Origin of the sequence: Citrobacter sp. Ce129, from assembly GCF_030334545.1 — a bacterium.
Lineage (GTDB): Bacteria > Pseudomonadota > Gammaproteobacteria > Enterobacterales > Enterobacteriaceae > Citrobacter > Citrobacter europaeus.
Genome location: NZ_JAOWDS010000065.1, coordinates 592544 through 612897 on the forward strand (window position 1 = coordinate 592544; position 20354 = coordinate 612897).

A 20354-nucleotide genomic window follows, 5' to 3' on the forward strand; every position below is an offset into this window, starting at 1 on the left:
CGGCGGCGCGTTCGGGCGCCGCCAGATGTTATTATTGCTTGTCTTGCTGCATTTTGGCTTTAAGTTGCGCCAGCTGCTCGCTGATTTCATCATCTGCTTTCAGGTCAGCAAATTGCTGATCCAGAGACTTTTGTTTACCGAAGTTATGGCTTTCAGCCTCAGCTTCCATATGATCGATACGACGCTCGAAAGATTCAAAGCGCGCCATCGCTTCATCCAGTTTACCGCTGTCCAGTTGACGACGAACATCACGCGAAGAACTCGCTGCCTGATGACGCAGCATCAGCGCCTGCTGACGAGCCCGGGTTTCACTGAGTTTATTTTCCAGCTCACCAATCTCTTTTTTCATACGCGCCAGCGTATCGTCAACCAGCGTCACCTCATGCTCCAGAGAAGCAATCAGGTCAGTCAGTTTCTGTTTTTCGATTAACGCAGAACGCGCCAAATCTTCTTTCTCTTTACGCAGCGCCAGCTCGGCTTTTTCTTGCCACTCTGCCTGTTGCGCGCTGGCCTGTTCAATACGGCGAGATAATTGTTTCTTTTCTGCCAGAGCGCGTGCGGAATTTGAGCGCACCTCAACCAGCGTATCTTCCATTTCCTGGATCATTAACCGCACCAGCTTCTGCGGATCTTCAGCCTTTTCCAGCAACGCATTAATGTTGGCGTTCACGATGTCGGCAAAACGAGAAAAAATACCCATAATGTAATCCTCACTTACTGTTCTGATATCGGGCTATGCCCTGCTGATTTCGTAATGCACTTGGCGTGCCAACTTTTTATCTCATTGATTTTAATAATTATATCTAATTTTACCTGTCGAGATAATTAGGGTAAATTGGTGAATAACACTAACAAATGGTGAATTTCATCATGGCAGAATACAAAGATAATCTTCTGGGTGAAGCAAACAGCTTTATTGAAGTGCTGGAGCAGGTTTCTCATCTGGCGCCACTGGATAAACCTGTGCTGGTTATCGGTGAGCGAGGTACAGGGAAAGAGCTTATTGCCAACCGCTTGCACTACCTCTCTACGCGTTGGCAAGGCCCGTTTATTTCACTTAACTGCGCGGCGCTCAACGAGAACTTACTCGATTCCGAACTGTTTGGTCACGAAGCGGGTGCCTTTACCGGCGCGCAAAAACGCCACCCTGGACGTTTCGAACGCGCCGATGGCGGCACGCTGTTTCTTGACGAGCTGGCGACTGCCCCCATGCTGGTGCAGGAAAAACTGTTGCGCGTCATTGAGTATGGCGAGCTGGAGCGCGTTGGCGGCAGCCAGCCATTGCAGGTTAACGTACGCCTGGTTTGTGCGACTAATGCCGACCTGCCACGTATGGTCAACGAAGGCACTTTCCGCGCAGACCTGCTGGATCGTCTGGCCTTTGACGTAGTGCAACTTCCCCCGTTACGCGAGCGTCAAAGTGACATCATGTTAATGGCCGAACACTTTGCCATTCAGATGTGTCGCGAGATCGGGTTACCGCTGTTCCCGGGTTTTACCGCCGAGGCCAGGGAGACCCTCCTCCACTACCGTTGGCCGGGCAATATTCGTGAACTAAAAAACGTCGTGGAGCGTTCCGTATACCGGCACGGTACCAGCGATTACCCGCTGGATGAGATAATCATCGACCCCTTCCGTCGCCACGTTGCGCAGCCGCAGGTTGAGGAAACAACGCTGGCATCTGCAGCATTACCGCTGGATTTGCGTGAATTCCAGCAGCAACAAGAGAAAGACTTTTTACAAACCAGCTTGCAGCAAGCGAAATTTAATCAGAAAAAGGCCGCTGAACTACTGGGTCTGACTTACCATCAGCTTCGTGCCTTGCTGAAGAAACACCAGATTTAGGACACTTTCGCCGACGTTATACTGGAAGATTTGACGCATAGCGTTAAAACAGATTACCATGATGAAACCACTGTATAAAAAAACAGGCATATCATTATGAGTCTGGCACTAGTTAGCGAAAAAATTGACAGAAACCGCTTCACCGGGGAAAAAGTTGAAAACAGTACTTTTTTTAACTGTGATTTTTCAGGGGCCGATCTTAGCGGCACTGAATTTATCGGCTGTCAGTTTTATGATCGCGAAAGCCAGAAAGGGTGTAATTTTAGTCGCGCAATGCTGAAAGATGCCATTTTTAAAAGTTGCGATTTATCCATGGCGGATTTTCGCAACGTCAGTGCTCTGGGAATTGAAATTCGCCACTGCCGCGCGCAGGGTTCAGATTTTCGCGGCGCGAGTTTTATGAACATGATCACCACGCGGACCTGGTTTTGCAGCGCATACATCACGAATACCAATCTAAGCTACGCCAACTTTTCGAAGGTTGTCCTGGAAAAGTGCGAGCTGTGGGAAAATCGCTGGATGGGAACTCAGGTAGCGGGTGCAACGTTCAGTGGATCAGATCTCTCGGGCGGTGAATTTTCAGCGTTCGACTGGCGGGCCGCAAACTTCACGCACTGTGATTTGACCAATTCAGAACTGGGTGATTTAGATATTCGGGGTGTAGATTTACAAGGCGTCAAATTGGATAGCTATCAGGCAGCGTTGCTGATGGAGCGGCTTGGCATCGCGGTGATTGGTTAACATTCTTGGAGCGGTAAGTACCGCTCCCGCCCTTATACAATAGTGTCCGTCCTTGCCTTAAAAGTCACTTTCGACGTACAGAGCATAAACGTTAGAGGGTTCCGGTCCCCCCATCAGAACACCAGACCTGACCAGACGTATAGCTGTTCTCCTGAGCGGCCAGGGTGACATAAAGCGGCGCGATTTCCACCGGTTGTCCAGGACGTCCCAGCGGCGCATTTGCCCCAAATTTCTCCACCTTTTCCTGCGGTTGACCGCCACAACACTGCAGCACCGTCCAGTATGGACCCGGCGCGACGGCATTAACACGTATCCCTTTCGGGGCCAGCTGTTTCGCCAGCGATTTAGTAAATGCCACGATAGCTGCTTTAGTCTGAGCATAATCAAGCAAGATTTCACTTGGCTCATAAGCCTGTACCGAGGAGGTATTAATTATCACGCTGTCTGGTGAAAGATGGGGGATGGCCGCTTTGGTGATCCAAAACATAGCGTAGACATTGGTCTTAAATGTTGCGTCGAAATCTTCTGTGGTGAGTTCCTCAATTGACTCACAAAATTGCTGACGACCCGCATTATTGACGAGGATATCCAACCCTCCCAGTCCTTTAACCGCCTGTGTTACCAGATGACCGCAAAAAGCCTCATCACGAATATCTCCGGGGATGGCCAAAACATTTCTGCCTGCTTTATTTATCAGGTCGACCACTTCACACGCATCGTCTTCTTCTTCAGGTAAATAGTTGATCGCAACATCAGCGCCTTCACGAGCATAGGCAATAGCAACAGCACGACCAATCCCTGAATCCCCACCGGTAATTAATACCTTGCGCCCATTCAGGCGACCGCTTCCCTGATAGCTGTCTTCTCCATGGTCGGGACGCGGTTGCATTTTCCCCGCCAGCCCTGGAAAGGGCTGCTGCTGCTGTTGAAAAGGCGGCGCCGGAAAACGCGCAGAATTGGTTTTATTGATGGTCTTTTTTTCCTTGTTTAAGCCAGCCATGCAATTACCTCTCTTTATTTATCACAAAGACTAATAAGCGTAGACCAAAATGAATGGCATGACCGATATTACACAGCTGTACTTAATTTTCTCGGAATATTACCCCCCTACTTCCCCCTACCGCTACGCTTATATCCCCACCAACGTTAGATTTAATTTAAACAATGTCATTTGAGACTTTTCCAGTTCGCAGTATTAATAAATGGCAACCACACTTAACATCTCAACCCAGGCAAAAGGGAGAACGTATGAAATTATCCATAACGCCATTATTATGTTGTTTTTTATTGTCGCCAGCGCTTGCTGATGATAACGGCGGGTTGAAAAATGATACAGCTCCACCGCCAGCCCACGCTCTGGATGAAGGTTATCGTGGGACCGAAGATGCAAGAATCATGACTGTCGAACAGGCCAAAACGATGCATGACGGTGCGACCATTTCTCTACGAGGTAATCTCATCGAGGATCAAGGCGGAGACAAATTTATCTTTCGTGATAAAACCGGCAGTATCCAGACTTTAATTCCACACGCGGTTTTCGATGGCCGAACGGTTAAACCCGATCACATGATCAGTATTAACGGTAGCCTCGATGCGAAAATGCAACCACCAGTGGTTCGCGTAAATAAGATACAGAAGTAACGCAATAACCGGGAAGGAAGCCACTCTTCCCGGTCGATTTTCTTTATTCCTACGATTTTGCTAATGCTCACTTCTGCCCGTCATGGTCATTTCCTCCCCTCTTTTCCCTCACGTTTTTCTGTCTGCCAGCGAATCACGCGTTTAAGCGAGTCAGATGGGTCATGAAAATGCTAAGATAGTTAACAGAGTAGATTCAAAGTGGATAGCGGGTATGAATGTTGAACATGTCGCGATGTTGAATTCGCGGTTATCACCCTTGCTGCCCCCAAACACAAACGGTAATGGCAAATGTCATTAAGTATTAGTAAGATAGCCTCTTTATTTATAATCCTTTAAAATTATGCGCCTGGTTTTATCATCTCTGATCGTGATGGCTGGATTTCTGAGTGGTCAGGCTGCTGCCGCGCCTGAACAGGCTTCGCACGCTGATATTCGTGACAGCGGCTTTGTCTATTGCGTCAGCGGGCAGGTCAATACGTTCAATCCGCAAAAAGCGAGCAGCGGCCTCATCGTCGACACGCTGGCGGCCCAATTGTATGACCGACTGCTTGATGTCGACCCGTACACCTATCGACTGGTGCCTGAGCTGGCCGAAAGCTGGGAGGTGCTGGATAACGGCGCAACCTACCGCTTCCACCTGCGTCGTGACGTCCAGTTTCAGAAGACTGCCTGGTTTACCCCCACCCGTAAACTGAATGCGGACGACGTGGTGTTTACCTTCGAGCGCATCTTTGATCGCCAGCATCCGTGGCATAATGTGAACGGCAGTAGTTTCCCCTACTTCGACAGTTTACAGTTCGCCGATAATGTCCAAAGCGTACGCAAGCTGGACAATAACACCGTTGAATTTCGCTTAACCCAGCCCGATGCCTCCTTTATGTGGCACCTTGCCACGCACTATGCTTCAGTGATGTCAGCGGAATATGCGGCTAACCTTGCAAAACAGGATCGCCAGGAACTGCTCGACAGACAACCCGTTGGCACGGGCCCGTACCAGCTTTCGGAGAATCGCGCCGGCCAATATATTCGACTGCAGCGCCATGAAAAATTCTGGCGTGGTACTCCGCTGATGCCGCAGGTGGTTGTGGATCTTGGCTCCGGCGGCACCGGACGCTTATCGAAACTCCTGACCGGCGAGTGCGACGTTCTGGCCTGGCCTGCCGCCAGCCAGCTCAGCATTTTGCGTGATGACCCACGCCTGCGTCTGACACTGCGTCCAGGGATGAACATCGCGTATCTGGCATTCAACACCAATAAACCGCCGCTGGATAACCCTGCCGTGCGGCATGCGCTGGCGCTGGCCATTAATAACCAACGACTGATGCAGTCCATCTACTACGGGACGGCGGAAACCGCAGCATCTATTTTGCCTCGCGCCTCGTGGGCTTATGACAACGAAGCTAAAATTACAGAGTACAACCCGGCAAAATCGCGCGAACAGTTAAAAGCGCTGGGGCTGGAGAATCTGACCTTGCAGCTTTGGGTTCCCACCAGCTCACAGGCCTGGAACCCAAGTCCGCTGAAAACCGCCGAGCTGATTCAGGCAGATATGGCTCAGGTGGGTGTGAAAGTGAAAATCATTCCGGTAGAAGGTCGATTTCAGGAGGCGCGATTAATGGATATGAACCATGATCTGACGTTATCCGGCTGGGCGACGGACAGTAACGATCCTGACAGTTTTTTCCGACCGTTGCTAAGCTGTGCCGCCATCAACTCGCAAACCAACTTCGCCCACTGGTGTAATCCGGAATTTGACAGCGTTCTGCGCAAAGCCCTCTCGTCGCAGCAGCTCTCATCGCGAATTGATGCCTATGACGAAGCGCAAAATATTCTCGCGAAAGAGTTACCAATCCTGCCGCTGGCCTCTTCACTGCGACTGCAGGCTTACCGCTACGATATCAAAGGGCTGGTGCTCAGTCCGTTCGGTAATGCCTCTTTTGCCGGGGTTTCCAGGGAAAAGAAAGATGAGGTGAAAAAACCATGATTATCTTCACCTTGCGCCGTTTTTTATTGCTGCTGATCACCCTGTTCTTTCTGACCTTTATTGGATTCAGTCTGAGCTACTTCACACCTCATGCGCCGTTACAGGGCGCATCACTGTGGAACGCCTGGGTATTCTGGTTCAATGGCCTCATCCACTGGGATTTCGGCGTCTCCAGTATTAATGGCCAATTGATTTCAGAACAGTTGAAGGAGGTGTTCCCGGCGACGATGGAACTGTGCATTCTGGCCTTTGGTTTTGCGCTGATGGTCGGGATCCCCGTTGGTATGTTGGCAGGCATCACGCGGAACAAATGGCAGGACCGCTGCATCAGCGCATTAGCGCTAATGGGTTTTTCGATTCCGGTTTTTTGGCTGGCGCTGTTGCTGACATTGCTCTTCTCACTGACCCTCGGCTGGCTTCCCGTGTCGGGCCGTTTTGATCTGCTCTACGAAGTAAAACCCGTTACCGGTTTTGCCATTATTGATGCGTGGATCTCCGACTCGCCCTGGCGCGATGAAATGCTGGTCAGCGCAATCCGGCACATGGTGCTCCCGGTGTTGACGCTTTCCGTCGCCCCTACCACCGAAGTTATTCGCCTGATGCGTATCAGCACCATCGAGGTCTTTGATCAAAACTACATCAAAGCGGCCGCCACGCGTGGTCTGTCACGCTTAACAATTCTGCGCCGTCACGTCCTGCACAACGCCCTCCCGCCGGTGATCCCGCGCCTGGGTTTACAGTTTTCCACCATGCTGACGCTGGCGATGATCACCGAGATGGTCTTTAGCTGGCCTGGCCTTGGCCGTTGGCTGATTAACGCGATTCGCCAGCAGGATTACGCGGCGATTTCGGCGGGCGTTATGGTGATTGGCTCACTGGTTATCATCGTCAACGTCATCTCTGATATTTTGGGTGCTATGGCTAACCCTCTGAAACATAAGGAATGGTATGCCTTACGATAGCGTCTACAGCGAAAAGCGCCCACCGGGTACGCTGCGCACCGCATGGCGTAATTTTTACGGCGATGCGACGGCGATGATTGGCCTGTATGGTTGCGCGGGATTAGCGATTCTGTGTGTTTTTGGCGGTTGGTTTGCCCCTTATGGCATCGACCAGCAGTTTCTCGGTTATCAGCTTTTACCGCCGTCATGGTCGCGCTATGGCGAAGTCTCATTTTTCCTCGGAACTGACGATCTGGGGCGTGACGTGTTAAGCCGCCTGCTCAGCGGTGCGGCCCCGACCGTTGGCGGCGCGTTTGTCGTCACCCTCGCCGCTACCCTGTGTGGTCTGTTGCTGGGCGTGGTTGCCGGTGCGACGCACGGTTTGCGCTCCGCGGTGCTGAACCACATTCTGGACACTCTGCTCTCGATCCCTTCGCTACTGCTGGCGATTATTGTGGTGGCCTTTGCGGGGCCGCATCTGACCCACGCGATGTTTGCCGTCTGGCTGGCGCTGCTGCCGCGCATGGTACGCTCCGTCTACAGCATGGTGCATGACGAGCTGGAAAAAGAGTACGTTATTGCCGCTCGTCTGGACGGCGCAACCACACTCAATATTCTGTGGTTCGCCGTTCTGCCCAATATTACCGCCGGGCTTATCACCGAAATTACCCGTGCGCTGTCGATGGCGATTCTGGACATTGCCGCGCTGGGTTTTCTCGACCTTGGCGCACAGTTGCCGTCACCAGAATGGGGAGCCATGCTGGGCGACGCGCTGGAGCTGATTTATGTCGCGCCGTGGACGGTGATGCTGCCAGGTGCAGCGATTATGATAAGCGTGCTGCTGGTTAACCTGCTGGGTGATGGCGTGCGCCGCGCAATTATTGCGGGGGTGGAATAATGCCATTACTGGATATCCGTAACCTGACCATTGAATTCAGGACCGGCGACGAGTGGGTAAAGGCGGTTGACCGCGTCAGCATGACCCTCAATGAAGGTGAAATCCGCGGGTTGGTCGGCGAGTCCGGGTCCGGAAAAAGCCTGATCGCCAAGGCCATTTGCGGCGTTGCTAAAGATAACTGGCGCGTAACCGCAGACCGTATGCGCTTTGATGATATCGATCTGCTGCGCCTTTCAGCTCGTGAACGACGCAAGCTGGTCGGTCATAACGTTTCTATGATCTTTCAGGAACCGCAATCGTGTCTCGACCCCTCCGAGCGCATCGGACGTCAGCTAATGCAAAATATTCCGGCATGGACCTACAAGGGCCGCTGGTGGCAGCGCATTGGCTGGCGCAAACGCCGCGCGATTGAACTCCTGCACCGCGTCGGGATAAAAGATCATAAAGATGCCATGCGCAGCTTCCCGTACGAACTCACCGACGGCGAATGCCAGAAGGTGATGATCGCTATCGCCCTGGCTAATCAGCCACGCTTGCTGATTGCCGACGAACCGACGAACGCGATGGAACCCACCACTCAGGCGCAAATTTTCCGCCTGCTGACCCGGCTAAATCAAAACAGCAACACCACCATTTTGCTGATAAGCCATGACCTGCAAATGCTCAGCCAGTGGGCAGACAAAGTTAACGTGATGTACTGCGGGCAAACGGTGGAAACTGCGCCCAGTAAGGACCTGGTGACGATTCCGCATCATCCTTACACTCAGGCGTTGATTCGCGCCATTCCTGATTTTGGTAGCGCAATGCCGCACAAAAGCCGCCTGAATACCATGCCAGGAGCAATTCCATTGCTGGAACAATTACCTATCGGCTGTCGTCTGGGGCCGCGCTGCCCTTATGCTCAGCGCGAATGTATCGAAACCCCAAGACTGACCGGAGCAAAGAATCATCTCTACGCCTGTCATTTCCCGCTGAATATGGAGAGAGAGTGAGATGGTAGAAACCCTGCTCGAAGTTCGTAATCTGAGCAAAACCTTTCGCTACCGGACGGGCTTATTTCGCCGTCAGACCGTTGAAGCCGTTAAGCCCCTGAGCTTTACCCTGCGCGAGCGTCAGACGCTCGCCGTGATAGGCGAAAATGGTTCTGGTAAGTCTACTCTGGCGAAGATGCTGGCCGGTATGATTGAGCCCACCAGCGGTGAGGTACTGATTGACGATCACCCGTTAAAATATGGCGATTACTCATTCCGTAGTCAGCGTATCAGGATGATTTTCCAGGATCCGTCAACGTCACTTAACCCGCGGCAGCGTATCTCACAGATCCTCGATTTCCCGCTACGTCTTAACACCGACCTCGAGCCGGAACAGCGTCGCAAGCAGATCGTCGAGACCATGCGTATGGTGGGTCTGCTGCCTGACCATGTGAGTTATTACCCGCATATGCTGGCCCCGGGACAAAAACAGCGTCTGGGCCTTGCTCGAGCGCTCATTTTACGACCCAAAGTAATTATCGCCGACGAGGCTCTGGCCTCTCTCGACATGTCGATGCGTTCGCAGCTCATCAATCTGATGCTGGAATTGCAGGAAAAACAGGGTATTTCATATATTTATGTGACCCAGCACATTGGCATGATGAAGCATATCAGCGATCAGGTATTAGTCATGCACCAGGGGGAAGTGGTTGAACGTGGCAGCACAGCAGATGTTCTGGCCTCGCCGCTGCATGAGCTTACCCGTCGCCTGATTGCAGGCCATTTCGGCGAAGCGCTTACCGCTGACGCGTGGCGTAAAGATCGCTAGCAGATGCAGCCCTCCTTCAGCGGAGGGCAATTTTGCAATCAGTGGCAAACGCTGGGTAAGAGCAGTGTATCTACCTCGCTAAAAGCAACCGAAGGGAAAAGGGTTCCCTGCATCACCCAAACACCCGCAGCGCCTGCCTCGTCGATAAGACGTGCTGTTTCCACGCCCTCCACTGCAATACGGTCGCAATATTCACGAATGTTTTTCATTAGCACCGGGAACATTGGTTTTTCAACCTGCTCCAGGAAGAAACCACGATCCAGCTTCACAACGTCAAAACGACCGCACACCAGCGGACTGGCACCAATGCTGCCGGAACCCAGATCGCCCAGCCATAATGCGTTTGGGCCGTCGCGAAGTGAATTAATCAGTAGATTATTCAGACACACGGTATTCGTCAGAAAACGTTCTGAAAGTTCCAGTGCAACAAATGGCATTGCATGTAATGCCGATTTGACGATCGGGTCTCCAATCGCCAGTAGCGCCATTTCATCAATAAGGTTCAGAGTACAGAAAAGGTTGTGGCTTTCAAACCAGTCACGTTTTTCGGCAATTAATCGAATTTGCTCGAGCATGAAATGACGTTTTTGTTCGCTATTCCACGCTGAAATGATGAACACCGGATGTAACGGAGAAACCGTATCTGAAGCAAACCGGGCGCTCATCTCAACTCCCAGTAACGTATCAGTTGTGTCTCTCATCGGTTCCGCGATGAAATGATAGTGCATAAGACCACTCCAATTGATCATAACTTCATGATAATGCACTTTTAATCACAATCAATCAATAATATCGATCAATGTATCAATATCGATCGATAAAAACAATATATCATAAAGAACTGAATCTGGTCATATTTTTTGTTTTAAGAAAGTTCCTACCTTGCTATGTTTATAAACATAAGCTAGCAGTTAATAATACCATTGAGATGCCTTTAAAGCCTTGTATTTTCTCCATCCTTCCGCGCTTGTATAATCCTCATATGTCATGGGTAGTGATTGTCACTGCGGGCTGATTACTCTTCTACAAGGAACAAAGAGTGGGATATAATTGCAGCCCCATTTCGGGCAAGCTTGAAATTGTGATCATAACTCATTGATTGCTAAAAATAAGCAATGACCATAAGGATTAAAACTATGGGTTTCCTTTCCGGTAAGCGTATTCTGGTAACGGGTCTTGCCAGCAAACTTTCTATCGCCTGGGGTATCGCTCAGGCAATGCATCGCGAAGGCGCTGAACTGGCTTTCACATACCAGAACGACAAACTAAAAGTCCGCGTGGAAGAATTTGCAGCTCAACTGGGTTCCAGCATCGTACTGCAGTGTGATGTGGCGGAAGACGCCAGCATTGATGCAATGTTTTCGGAACTAAGCAAAGCCTGGCCGAAATTCGATGGTTTCGTTCACTCAATTGGATTCGCGCCCGCTGACCAACTGGATGGCGACTACGTGAATGCAGTCACCCGCGAAGGCTTCAAAATTGCTCATGACATCAGCGCTTACAGCTTTGTAGCGATGGCAAAGGCCTGCCGTTCCATGCTGAATCCAGGCTCTGCGCTGCTGACGCTATCCTATTTAGGCGCTGAGCGCGCCATCCCTAACTACAATGTGATGGGCCTGGCGAAAGCCTCTCTGGAAGCGAACGTTCGCTACATGGCTAATGCGATGGGTCCTGAAGGCGTGCGTGTGAACGCTATTTCCGCAGGTCCTATCCGGACACTTGCCGCTTCCGGCATTAAAGATTTCCGTAAAATGCTGGCGCATTGTGAAGCGGTTACGCCGATTCGACGCACTGTAACCATTGAAGATGTGGGTAACTCCGCGGCATTCCTGTGCTCCGATCTCGCTGCCGGCATCTCTGGTGAAGTCGTTCACGTCGATGGTGGCTTCAGCATCGCGGCTATGAACGAGCTGGAACTGAAATAATCGTAAGTCCCCAATGGGCGGAATTAACCCGCCCATGACTCTTCTCTACCCGCCGCCATATATGCTTTTCTGATATTTATTATCACGTAACAATCTTTCATCCCCTCTTCTGCTTACGTCAGGATATTGCAGCGCAAACGATCCGGCGTAGTGGTATGACGACGTGTCCGGGTCGCCACTTTTTAGACCAAGGACCGCCCATGGAACAACGCCGAATTGAAGGCAAAAGCCACTGGTATCATGAGACGCAATCCAGCACGTATCCGCAAGATGTTTTGCCGCTGGTGCCGGAAGCCGCTCATGTCGACGACAGCTTTTTACTGGATCTGGCGATACCTGATGACGCCCTTTTGCCTTTTCAAACCTGGTTAACTCCTGCCCGTAAACTTGCCCAGATCCTCTTCCCGGCTCATGTAAACCAGGATCAGATGCACACATTCAGCGCCTATGATCGGATGAGTACAGCCTTAACTGTCGCTCAGGTGTATGGCGTCCAGCGATTATGTAATCACTATGCCGCACGTTTAACACCGCTTCCTGGGCCGGACTCCTCACGGGAGAGTAACCATCGACTGGCGCAAATCACCCAATATGCGCGTCAACTTGCCAGCTCTCCTGCCGTGATAGGTGCACGCGATCGCCAGCATCTGGATGCTGTCGGGCTGACCACCAGCGATACCATTTTGATGAATCAAATTATCGGATTCGTCGGTTTTCAGGCCCGTATCGTAGCCCTGTTTCAGGCCTGGTCCGGACATCCGGTACGCCGAATTCCGGGACTGGATATACAGCAATTCGCTCACGCTGCGCCATTTAATGCAACAAACACAACCTGGCACGCTGCGCCATTCCCGATAGAAAAACATCCTGGTCTTGATGAGGCGGCGACCAGACGTTATCCCAATGAACTGCAAGCTCTGGCGCCATTACTGATTCATTCACCGGTCATTTTGGATTTACTTGCGACGCTTATTTCCAGTATCCGGCGCAGCGCTGTACCGGCGCGGGCATTTTCTCTGACGGCGCTAATGACGTCACGGATTAACGGCAGCGTGGCCTGCTTTAATGAACATACTCACACAGCAAATGAATTAGCCGAGGTCATCGCCCTGCTTCGCCTGGATGAGCGTGAATTACAGCGTTGGGAACAACGACATCCGGTTGAGCGCGTCACCCTGCAGGCGGTACAATGGCTAACCCGAGCGCCTGACCGCTTTAGCGCCGCGCTGTTAACTCCCTTGTTCGATCAGGACATCTCCTCTGAACAAGCGATTAACCTGCTGGCCTGGAGCGGATTGTGCGGATGGTTGAATCGCTTGAAAATCGCGCTGGGCGAGACTTGTTAACCGATCCACTTACTGAAAGAGCGCTTGCCGCAACTGATAGAATCGCGTAAAACTGTCAGCCGCTCTTTTAGCCACGAAAATAGACAATTATGCTTCAGGACAACCCGCTGCTAGCGCAGCTTAAACAGCAACTGCATTCCCAGACGCCACGTGCTGAAGGGGTGGTAAAAGCCACGGAAAAAGGCTTTGGCTTCCTGGAAGTCGATGCACAAAAAAGCTATTTCATTCCGCCCCCGCAGATGAAAAAAGTCATGCATGGCGACCGTATAGTAGCGGTTATCCATACAGAAAAAGATCGTGAATCTGCCGAGCCGGAAGAACTGATCGAACCCTTCCTGACGCGCTTCGTGGGTAAAGTTCAGGGCAAAAATGACCGCCTGGCGATTGTGCCAGATCATCCGTTACTGAAAGATGCTATCCCTTGCCGTGCCGCCCGCGGCGTCGAGCATGAATTTAAAGAAGGTGATTGGGCCGTAGCTGAAATGCGCCGCCACCCGCTGAAAGGCGATCGCACCTTCTATGCCGAGTTAACCCAATTTATCACGTTTGCTGATGACCACTTTGTTCCGTGGTGGGTCACGCTGGCACGCCATAATCTCGAAAAGGAAGCACCGGACGGTGTGGCAACTGAGATGCTGGATGAAGGTCTGATTCGTGAGGACTTAACCGCCCTCAACTTTGTCACCATCGACAGCGCCAGTACCGAAGATATGGACGATGCGCTGTATGCTGAAGAACTGGCCGACGGCAAACTGCAATTAACAGTCGCCATTGCCGATCCTACCGCCTGGATTGCAGAAGGCAGCAAACTGGATAAAACGGCAAAAATTCGCGCGTTTACTAACTATCTGCCGGGATTCAATATCCCGATGCTGCCACGTGAACTGTCTGACGATTTGTGCTCTCTGCGTGCAAACGTTGAGCGTCCGGTTCTGGCATGTCGGATGACCATCACCGCGGATGGCGCGATTGAAGACAACATCACGTTCTTCGCAGCAACGATTGAGTCGAAAGCGAAGCTGGTCTACGACAACGTCTCCGACTGGCTGGAAGGCGCAGGCGACTGGCAGCCTGAAAACGACGCGATTGCTGAACAAATCCGCCTGCTGCACCGTATTTGCCTGAGTCGTGGTGAGTGGCGTCATAATCATGCACTGGTGTTTAAAGATCGCCCGGATTACCGTTTCGTTCTGGGTGAAAAAGGCGAAGTGCTGGACATCGTCGCAGAGCCACGCCGCATCGCAAACCGTATCGTGGAAGAATCCATGATTGCGGCGAACATTTGTGCCGCCCGCGTGCTTCGCGACAAGCTGGGCTTCGGTATTTATAACGTCCATATGGGATTTGACCCCGCTAACGCCGACGCTCTGGCCGCGCTGTTGAAAACCCATGGTATGCACGTGGATGCCGAAGAGGTCCTGACGCTGGAAGGTTTCTGCAAACTGCGCCGCGAACTGGATGCGCAGCCTTCTGGTTTCCTCGACAGTCGAATTCGCCGCTTCCAGTCTTACGCTGAAATAAGTATCGAGCCAGGTCCGCACTTTGGGCTGGGTCTGGAGGCTTATGCCACCTGGACATCTCCTATTCGTAAGTATGGCGATATGATCAACCACCGCCTGCTTAAGGCCGTCATCAAAGGTGAAAACATCGCCCGCCCTCAGGATGATACCACCGTGCAAATGGCGGAACGTCGTCGCCTGAACCGGATGGCTGAGCGTGATGTTGGTGACTGGTTATACGCCCGTTTCCTGAGCGACAAAGCCGGGACCGATACCCGCTTTGCCGCCGAGATCATTGACGTCAGCCGTGGCGGCATGCGTGTGCGTTTAATTGATAATGGCGCTGTTGCATTTATTCCTGCCCCGTTCCTGCACGCCGTTCGTGACGAACTGGTATGCAGCCAGGAAAGCGGCACTGTACAAATTAAAGGTGAAGTGGTTTACAAAGTCACGGATGTGATTGACGTAACTATCGCCGAAGTGCGGATGGAAACCCGCAGCGTTATCGCACGTCCCGCCATGTAAAATGTCGTAATCCAGCGACCTTTCTCATTTTGTGAAAGGTCGTTTTCTTTTTTCCGCCCAAATTCCCACCAGGCACTACACTTCTTTCAATCGGTCAAAATTATTTTTTTACTATTTTCAGTTCCGTTTGCTTTGCTTTTTACGGATTCTGGATTACACATAAATATATAAAAAAAACAATACGTTCAGCCATAATCACCCTGAATGAATCATGGCTACCCTTACTTTTGAGGCTCTATGCGCTTTAAACGGGATAGTACACATCATGAAAGACGTCCGGGAGCTGGTTACGTTGTATAGCTATGTGGGCACTCATAACCCCTACTGGCGTTTGTCAGAGGATTGCAACATCCTGCATTTCTCTATCGACGAAACGTCAGGCGCCGATCAGACCATCGAGTTATCACCTGAACAAGCCGATCGCATTCGCGAGATGACGGTGATTACGTCAAGTCTGTTAATGACGTTGCCCATTGAAGATGATGACATACCAGTGCATCTGGTCGGTCGAAAAATCAATAAACGCGAATGGGCCGGAAGCGCATCCGCCTGGGATGACACCCCTTCCGTCGCCCGCGACCTGGCTCACGGGCTCTCTTTTGCCGAACAGGTCGTTTCTGAAGCCAATTCCGTTATTGTCATTCTTGACCGGATGGGCAACATTCAGCGGTTTAATCGCCTGTGTGAAGAGTACACTGGCTTCAAAGAACGTGAAGTTATTGGCCAAAGTGTATTCACATTATTTATGAGTCGACGTGAGGCTGCGGCTTCACGGCGCAATATCGAGGTCTTTTTCCGCGAAGGTAATTCGTATGAGGTTGAGCGCTGGGTGAAAACCTGCAAAGGCCAGCGTCTGTTTCTGTTTCGCAATAAATTTGTGCATAACGGTAGCGGCAAGAACGAAATATTTCTGATCTGTTCCGGGACCGATATCACTGAAGAACGCCGCGCGCAGGAGCGACTACGGGTGTTGGCAAATACCGACTCCATCACAGGCTTACCTAACCGCAACGCAATTCATGAACTGATCGGCAATGCGATTGAGAACGCAGGCGATACGCAGGTCGGGATTGTGTACCTCGATCTGGATAACTTCAAAAAGGTAAACGATGCCTACGGGCATATGTTTGGCGATCAATTATTACAAAGCGTATCGCTGGCAATCCTCAGTTGTCTCGACGACAACCAGATACTGGCGCGGTTTGGCGGCGATGAATTCATTGTCCTGGCCACCGAAACATCCCAGGGCACACTGGAAGCTACCGCATCACGCATTCTGACGCGCCTGCGCCAGCCATTTCGCATCGGCCTGATTGAAATCTATACCGGATGCTCTATTGGTATTTCCCTCGCACCTCAGCATGGTCAGGACTGCGAGAGCGTCATTCGTAATGCGGATACAGCCATGTACACCGCAAAAGAAGGCGGTCGCGGACAGTTTTGTGTTTTCTCTCCGGAAATGAATCAGCGCGTATTTGAATATCTGTGGCTGGATACCAATCTGCGTAAGGCGCTGGAAAACGATCAGTTGGTTATCCATTATCAGCCAAAGATAACCTGGCGCGGTGAAGTGCGTAGTCTGGAGGCGCTGGTACGCTGGCAGTCCCCGGAACGTGGCCTCATTCCCCCACTGGAGTTTATCTCCTACGCCGAAGAATCGGGGCTCATCGTCCCGCTGGGTCGTTGGGTTATTCTCGACGTAGTGCGCCAGGTCGCGAAATGGCGCGCCAAGGGCATAAACCTGCGCGTAGCGGTAAACGTTTCTGCCCGCCAGCTCGCCGACCAGACGCTTTTTACCGCACTGAAGCAGGTACTTCAGGAACTCAACTTTGAGTATTGCCCCATCGATGTTGAATTAACGGAAAGCAGCCTGATTGAAAATGAACAACTGGCGTTGTCCGTTATTCAGCAATTTAGCCAGTTGGGAGCGCAAATCCATTTGGATGATTTTGGTACCGGTTATTCGTCGCTGTCGCAACTGGCCCGCTTCCCGCTGGATGCAATTAAACTGGATCAGACATTTGTCCGAGATGTACACAAGCAATCCATTTCACAGTCGCTGGTGCGAGCCATTGTTGCAGTAGCACAGGCGCTAAACCTGCAGGTGATTGCTGAAGGCGTGGAAAGCGCGAAAGAGGATGCGTTTCTGACCAAAAATGGCGTCAATGAGCGTCAGGGGTTTTTATTCGCTAAACCAATGCCAGCAGCCGCATTTGAACGTTGGTATCGCCGACATCTGAGTAAAAAATTGCGTTAATGTAGAGAAATTATACGTAGTGAATAGCCATAAATGGACATTACATGGAGATCTTATCTGCATGTAATCACAGAATATATAATATTCTCCAATCGTTCAGGTTAATACTATTTTTCCCTTCTCTTTTGCCATGAAATTCTGCATCATGAAATTCAAACTCTATTGCCATTAGGATGATGACCATGTCTGATATCGACGCTCAGCGTCTGGCCGAACGTATTGATACCGTGCTGGATATCCTCGTTGCAGGTGATTACCACTCAGCCATCCATAACCTTGAAATTCTGAAGGCTGAACTGTTAAACACTGTCAAAGAAGATACCGAATCTTTGGCGAAAAAGCCTAAGGCTCCGTGGGAGATCTGATGACATCGCACTTTTGATGTCGCTGCTATCAGCAAACTGCGGATAATGCAGTTTCCGTTTAATTTCCGATACGATATCGCTATAAAATTAATACTATGAATTCCCGACAACAATCTATTTTGCAGATGGTGACCGACAAAGGTCAGATGAGCGTCGCCGATCTGGCAAAACTCACCGGCGTATCAGAAGTGACGATCCGACAGGATCTGAACACGCTGGAAAAACAGAGTTATTTACGCCGAGCGCACGGCTTTGCTGTTTCATTGAACAGCGATGATGTTGAAACACGCATGATGACCAATTTCACCCTGAAGCGTGAGCTGGCTGAATTCGCCGCATCGCTGGTAAGCCCAGGCGAGTCCGTGTTCATTGAAAACGGCAGCAGCAATGCGCTTCTGGCCAGAACATTGGCTGAGCAAAAGGATGTCACCATTATCACTGTGAGCAGCTACATTGCCCATCTGCTGAAAGAAACCTCCTGCGAGGTAATTCTTCTCGGTGGAATTTACCAGAAAAAAAGCGAGAGTATGGTCGGCCCTTTAACTCGCCAGTTTATCCAGCAGGTACACTTCAGCAAGGCCTTTATCGGCATTGATGGCTGGCAAGCAGACACCGGCTTTACCGGACGCGACATGATGCGTTCTGACGTGGTTAACGCGGTGCTGGAAAAAGGCGCAGAAGTCATTGTGCTAACCGATAGCTCAAAATTCGAAGCCATCCACCCTTACACGTTGGGTCCGTTAGAGCGATTCAGCCGTGTAGTAACGGACTCCAGACTCAGTGCCAGCGTGCAAATGCAGCTCGAGCATTCAGGATTGACCGTCAATATCATTGATGCCCACGCATAAAATCTTCAGCAGATGATTTGTCAGCAGGCAAATCATCTCCTCTCTGAGAGTTATCTGACAGTCCAATTAAGACTTTTTACCTGTCGTTAACAGGATAAAGTCGTAAAATTAATGTTAGCGATATAACAGGAACGAACATCCAACTTCAGGATAGTGTTTGTAATGCCTTCGCTACACGGTTTCACGGAAATATCTTCTATAGTCTTAATTTAGCGCTATTCTTAAAGAACACTGGATTCCGTGAATCAATAATTCAGGAGAAAGTATTATGTTAGTAACGAGCAAAAAAATGACCGCCGCCATTCTGGCAATTACTCTGGCAATGTCTCTGAGTGCCTGCTCTAACTGGTCCAAACGAGACCGTAACACCGCTATCGGCGCTGGTGCGGGTGCAGTGGGTGGTGCAGTCCTGACTGATGGCAGCGCGCTGGGTACGCTGGGTGGTGCTGCAGTAGGTGGTATAATTGGCCACCAGGTGGGTAAATAATCTACGGTTGAACGGCTCGATATAATAATACGTTTACTTTTTCAGGTCTGTATTATTAAAAAGCCACGGATTTTTTCCGTGGCTTTTTTTATTAACCGCCTGCCAGTTTAACCTTCATTCCTTTGGCTTCCAGCAACGATTTAATCAGGTCGCGTTTGTCACCCTGTATTTCAATCACACCGTCTTTTACCGCCCCACCGCACCCACACTTTTTCTTCAGTTCAGCGGCTAATTTGGTCAGTTCGGCATCGTCTTGATCAAGACCGGTAATCAGACACACGCCCTTACCTTTGCGGCCACTGGTCTGGCGCTGGATACGCACAATGCCATCGCCTTTTGGACGCTCAGGCGCCGTTTTCGGTTCATCAATACGCCCGGAGTCGGTTGAATAGACCAGACGAGAGTTTGAGTCATTCATTTACGCACCTCGTCAGGGAGGCGTTGATCATCTTCAGCGTCTGCGCGGGATCCGCAGACTGCGTGACCGGACGACCAATCACCATGTAATCCACACCGGCTAACTGCGCCTGCTCCGGCGTCATAATACGACGCTGATCGCCCGCCTCGCTACCTTCCGGACGAATCCCTGGCGTCACCAGCTTAAATGCCTGACCAAACGCCTGCTTGAATCGCACCGCTTCCTGCGCTGAACACACTACCCCGTCCAGACCACAATTTTGAGTTAAGCGCGCCAGTCTCTCAGCATGCTCTGCAGGTGACAACGTCACGCCAAGATCGGCGAGGTCGCTGGCTTCCATACTGGTCAGAACCGTTACCGCAATCAGCAGCGGCGCGTCCTTGCCAAAAGGGAGTAAGGCTTCACGGGCTGCGGTCATCATACGTGCCCCGCCAGAGGCATGAACGTTAACCATCCACACACCAAGATCGGCTGCGGCTGCAACGGCATGCGCGGTGGTATTGGGAATATCATGAAATTTCAAATCAAGAAAGACATCAAAGCCACGCTGTTGTAAATCGCGAACCATCTGAGGTCCAAAAAGCGTGAACATCTCTTTGCCCACTTTCAAACGGCAATCACGAGGATCAATTCTGTCGACAAAAGCTAATGCTTTATCACGATTGGAATAATCGAGAGCGACAACGACAGGAGAATCAGTAACAGCACGAGAAGAAGATGAAGCAGTAAACGTCATGACCAGACCTTCTTGAGGATGGGCGCCTCCGGCGGCGCGAAATGGGTAAACGGCGTGCATTCTACCTGCGGTAATAGAAAATTAACAGGCGCGATTAC

At 51.0% G+C, this 20354-nt stretch carries 20 protein-coding genes; 15 read left to right on the forward strand and 5 right to left on the reverse strand.

Annotated features, from left to right (window positions below; all coding sequences use genetic code 11):
• Positions 1–31 precede the first annotated feature (31 nt).
• Positions 32–700 carry a phage shock protein PspA gene (gene pspA / locus OGV77_RS16705; RefSeq protein WP_043016172.1) on the reverse strand — a complete coding sequence of 223 codons (669 nt, stop codon included), beginning with the start codon at positions 698–700 and terminating at the stop codon, positions 32–34.
• A 155-nt stretch (positions 701–855) separates the two neighbouring features.
• On the opposite strand from pspA, the gene pspF reads away from it, so the two are divergent.
• Positions 856–1845, forward strand: coding sequence for a phage shock protein operon transcriptional activator (gene pspF, locus OGV77_RS16710; protein WP_170927998.1), 990 nt, complete (start codon positions 856–858; stop codon positions 1843–1845).
• A 96-nt stretch (positions 1846–1941) separates the two neighbouring features.
• Entirely contained in the window at positions 1942–2586 is a 645-nt protein-coding gene (locus OGV77_RS16715) for a QnrB family quinolone resistance pentapeptide repeat protein (protein WP_141110886.1), read from the forward strand.
• Positions 2587–2677: 91 nt separating this feature from the next.
• On the opposite strand, the gene OGV77_RS16720 is transcribed toward OGV77_RS16715, so the two are convergent.
• Entirely contained in the window at positions 2678–3586 is a 909-nt protein-coding gene (locus OGV77_RS16720; RefSeq protein WP_043016170.1) for an SDR family oxidoreductase, read from the reverse strand.
• Between the two features lie 248 nt (positions 3587–3834).
• On the opposite strand from OGV77_RS16720, the gene OGV77_RS16725 reads away from it, so the two are divergent.
• The 6 genes from OGV77_RS16725 (at position 3835) to sapF (ending at position 9850) form a co-directional block, all read left to right on the forward strand.
• Entirely contained in the window at positions 3835–4227 is a 393-nt protein-coding gene (locus OGV77_RS16725) for a YdeI family stress tolerance OB fold protein (RefSeq protein WP_043016169.1), read from the forward strand.
• A gap of 340 nt (positions 4228–4567) precedes the next feature.
• A complete protein-coding gene (gene sapA, locus OGV77_RS16730; protein WP_047410878.1) occupies positions 4568–6211 on the forward strand; it encodes an ABC transporter substrate-binding protein SapA in 1644 nt (547 codons plus the stop codon).
• A complete protein-coding gene (gene sapB, locus OGV77_RS16735) occupies positions 6208–7173 on the forward strand; it encodes a peptide ABC transporter permease SapB (protein ID WP_043016167.1) in 966 nt (321 codons plus the stop codon). Before sapA ends, sapB begins: the two co-directional genes overlap by 4 nt.
• Positions 7160–8050 (forward strand): peptide ABC transporter permease SapC, encoded by an 891-nt coding sequence (gene sapC, locus OGV77_RS16740; protein ID WP_043016166.1) that lies wholly within the window; start codon positions 7160–7162, stop codon positions 8048–8050. The genes sapB and sapC overlap by 14 nt, the downstream gene beginning before the upstream one ends.
• The gene (gene sapD, locus OGV77_RS16745) at positions 8050–9042 is read left to right on the forward strand and encodes a peptide ABC transporter ATP-binding protein SapD (protein WP_043016165.1); all 993 of its coding nucleotides are present in this window, start codon (positions 8050–8052) and stop codon (positions 9040–9042) included. Before sapC ends, sapD begins: the two co-directional genes overlap by 1 nt.
• Before the next feature lies 1 nt (position 9043).
• The gene (gene sapF, locus OGV77_RS16750) at positions 9044–9850 is read left to right on the forward strand and encodes a peptide ABC transporter ATP-binding protein SapF (RefSeq protein ID WP_043016164.1); all 807 of its coding nucleotides are present in this window, start codon (positions 9044–9046) and stop codon (positions 9848–9850) included.
• Between the two features lie 38 nt (positions 9851–9888).
• Here the strand turns inward: sapF and OGV77_RS16755 are convergent, their stop codons facing one another.
• Complete coding sequence (locus OGV77_RS16755; RefSeq protein ID WP_087050494.1) at positions 9889–10578, reverse strand: EAL domain-containing protein; 690 nt, start codon at positions 10576–10578, stop codon at positions 9889–9891.
• 408 nt (positions 10579–10986) lie between these two features.
• On the opposite strand from OGV77_RS16755, the gene fabI reads away from it, so the two are divergent.
• From fabI to osmB, 7 genes are all read left to right on the forward strand, one after another.
• Positions 10987–11775 (forward strand): enoyl-ACP reductase FabI, encoded by a 789-nt coding sequence (gene fabI / locus OGV77_RS16760; RefSeq protein ID WP_043016162.1) that lies wholly within the window; start codon positions 10987–10989, stop codon positions 11773–11775.
• Between the two features lie 200 nt (positions 11776–11975).
• Positions 11976–13121: a CMD domain-containing protein gene (locus OGV77_RS16765; protein ID WP_087050493.1), complete on the forward strand. Its 1146-nt coding sequence runs from the start codon at positions 11976–11978 to the stop codon at positions 13119–13121.
• 89 nt (positions 13122–13210) lie between these two features.
• Positions 13211–15145: an exoribonuclease II gene (locus tag OGV77_RS16770; RefSeq protein ID WP_080625247.1), complete on the forward strand. Its 1935-nt coding sequence runs from the start codon at positions 13211–13213 to the stop codon at positions 15143–15145.
• Between the two features lie 265 nt (positions 15146–15410).
• Positions 15411–17402 carry a cyclic di-GMP phosphodiesterase gene (gene pdeR / locus OGV77_RS16775; protein ID WP_087050492.1) on the forward strand — a complete coding sequence of 664 codons (1992 nt, stop codon included), beginning with the start codon at positions 15411–15413 and terminating at the stop codon, positions 17400–17402.
• Between the two features lie 182 nt (positions 17403–17584).
• The gene (locus OGV77_RS16780) at positions 17585–17767 is read left to right on the forward strand and encodes a YciZ family protein (RefSeq protein ID WP_047410865.1); all 183 of its coding nucleotides are present in this window, start codon (positions 17585–17587) and stop codon (positions 17765–17767) included.
• Positions 17768–17862: 95 nt separating this feature from the next.
• Complete coding sequence (gene yciT, locus OGV77_RS16785) at positions 17863–18615, forward strand: DNA-binding transcriptional regulator YciT (RefSeq protein WP_043016157.1); 753 nt, start codon at positions 17863–17865, stop codon at positions 18613–18615.
• A gap of 268 nt (positions 18616–18883) precedes the next feature.
• The gene (osmB, locus tag OGV77_RS16790; protein ID WP_043016156.1) at positions 18884–19102 is read left to right on the forward strand and encodes an osmotically-inducible lipoprotein OsmB; all 219 of its coding nucleotides are present in this window, start codon (positions 18884–18886) and stop codon (positions 19100–19102) included.
• A 91-nt stretch (positions 19103–19193) separates the two neighbouring features.
• Here osmB and yciH read toward each other — a convergent pair whose 3' ends face one another.
• Positions 19194–19520, reverse strand: a complete 327-nt coding sequence (yciH, locus tag OGV77_RS16795) for a stress response translation initiation inhibitor YciH (RefSeq protein ID WP_043016155.1) — start codon at positions 19518–19520, stop codon at positions 19194–19196.
• A complete protein-coding gene (gene pyrF, locus OGV77_RS16800) occupies positions 19513–20256 on the reverse strand; it encodes an orotidine-5'-phosphate decarboxylase (RefSeq protein WP_141110885.1) in 744 nt (247 codons plus the stop codon). Before pyrF ends, yciH begins: the two co-directional genes overlap by 8 nt.
• Positions 20257–20354 lie beyond the last annotated feature (98 nt).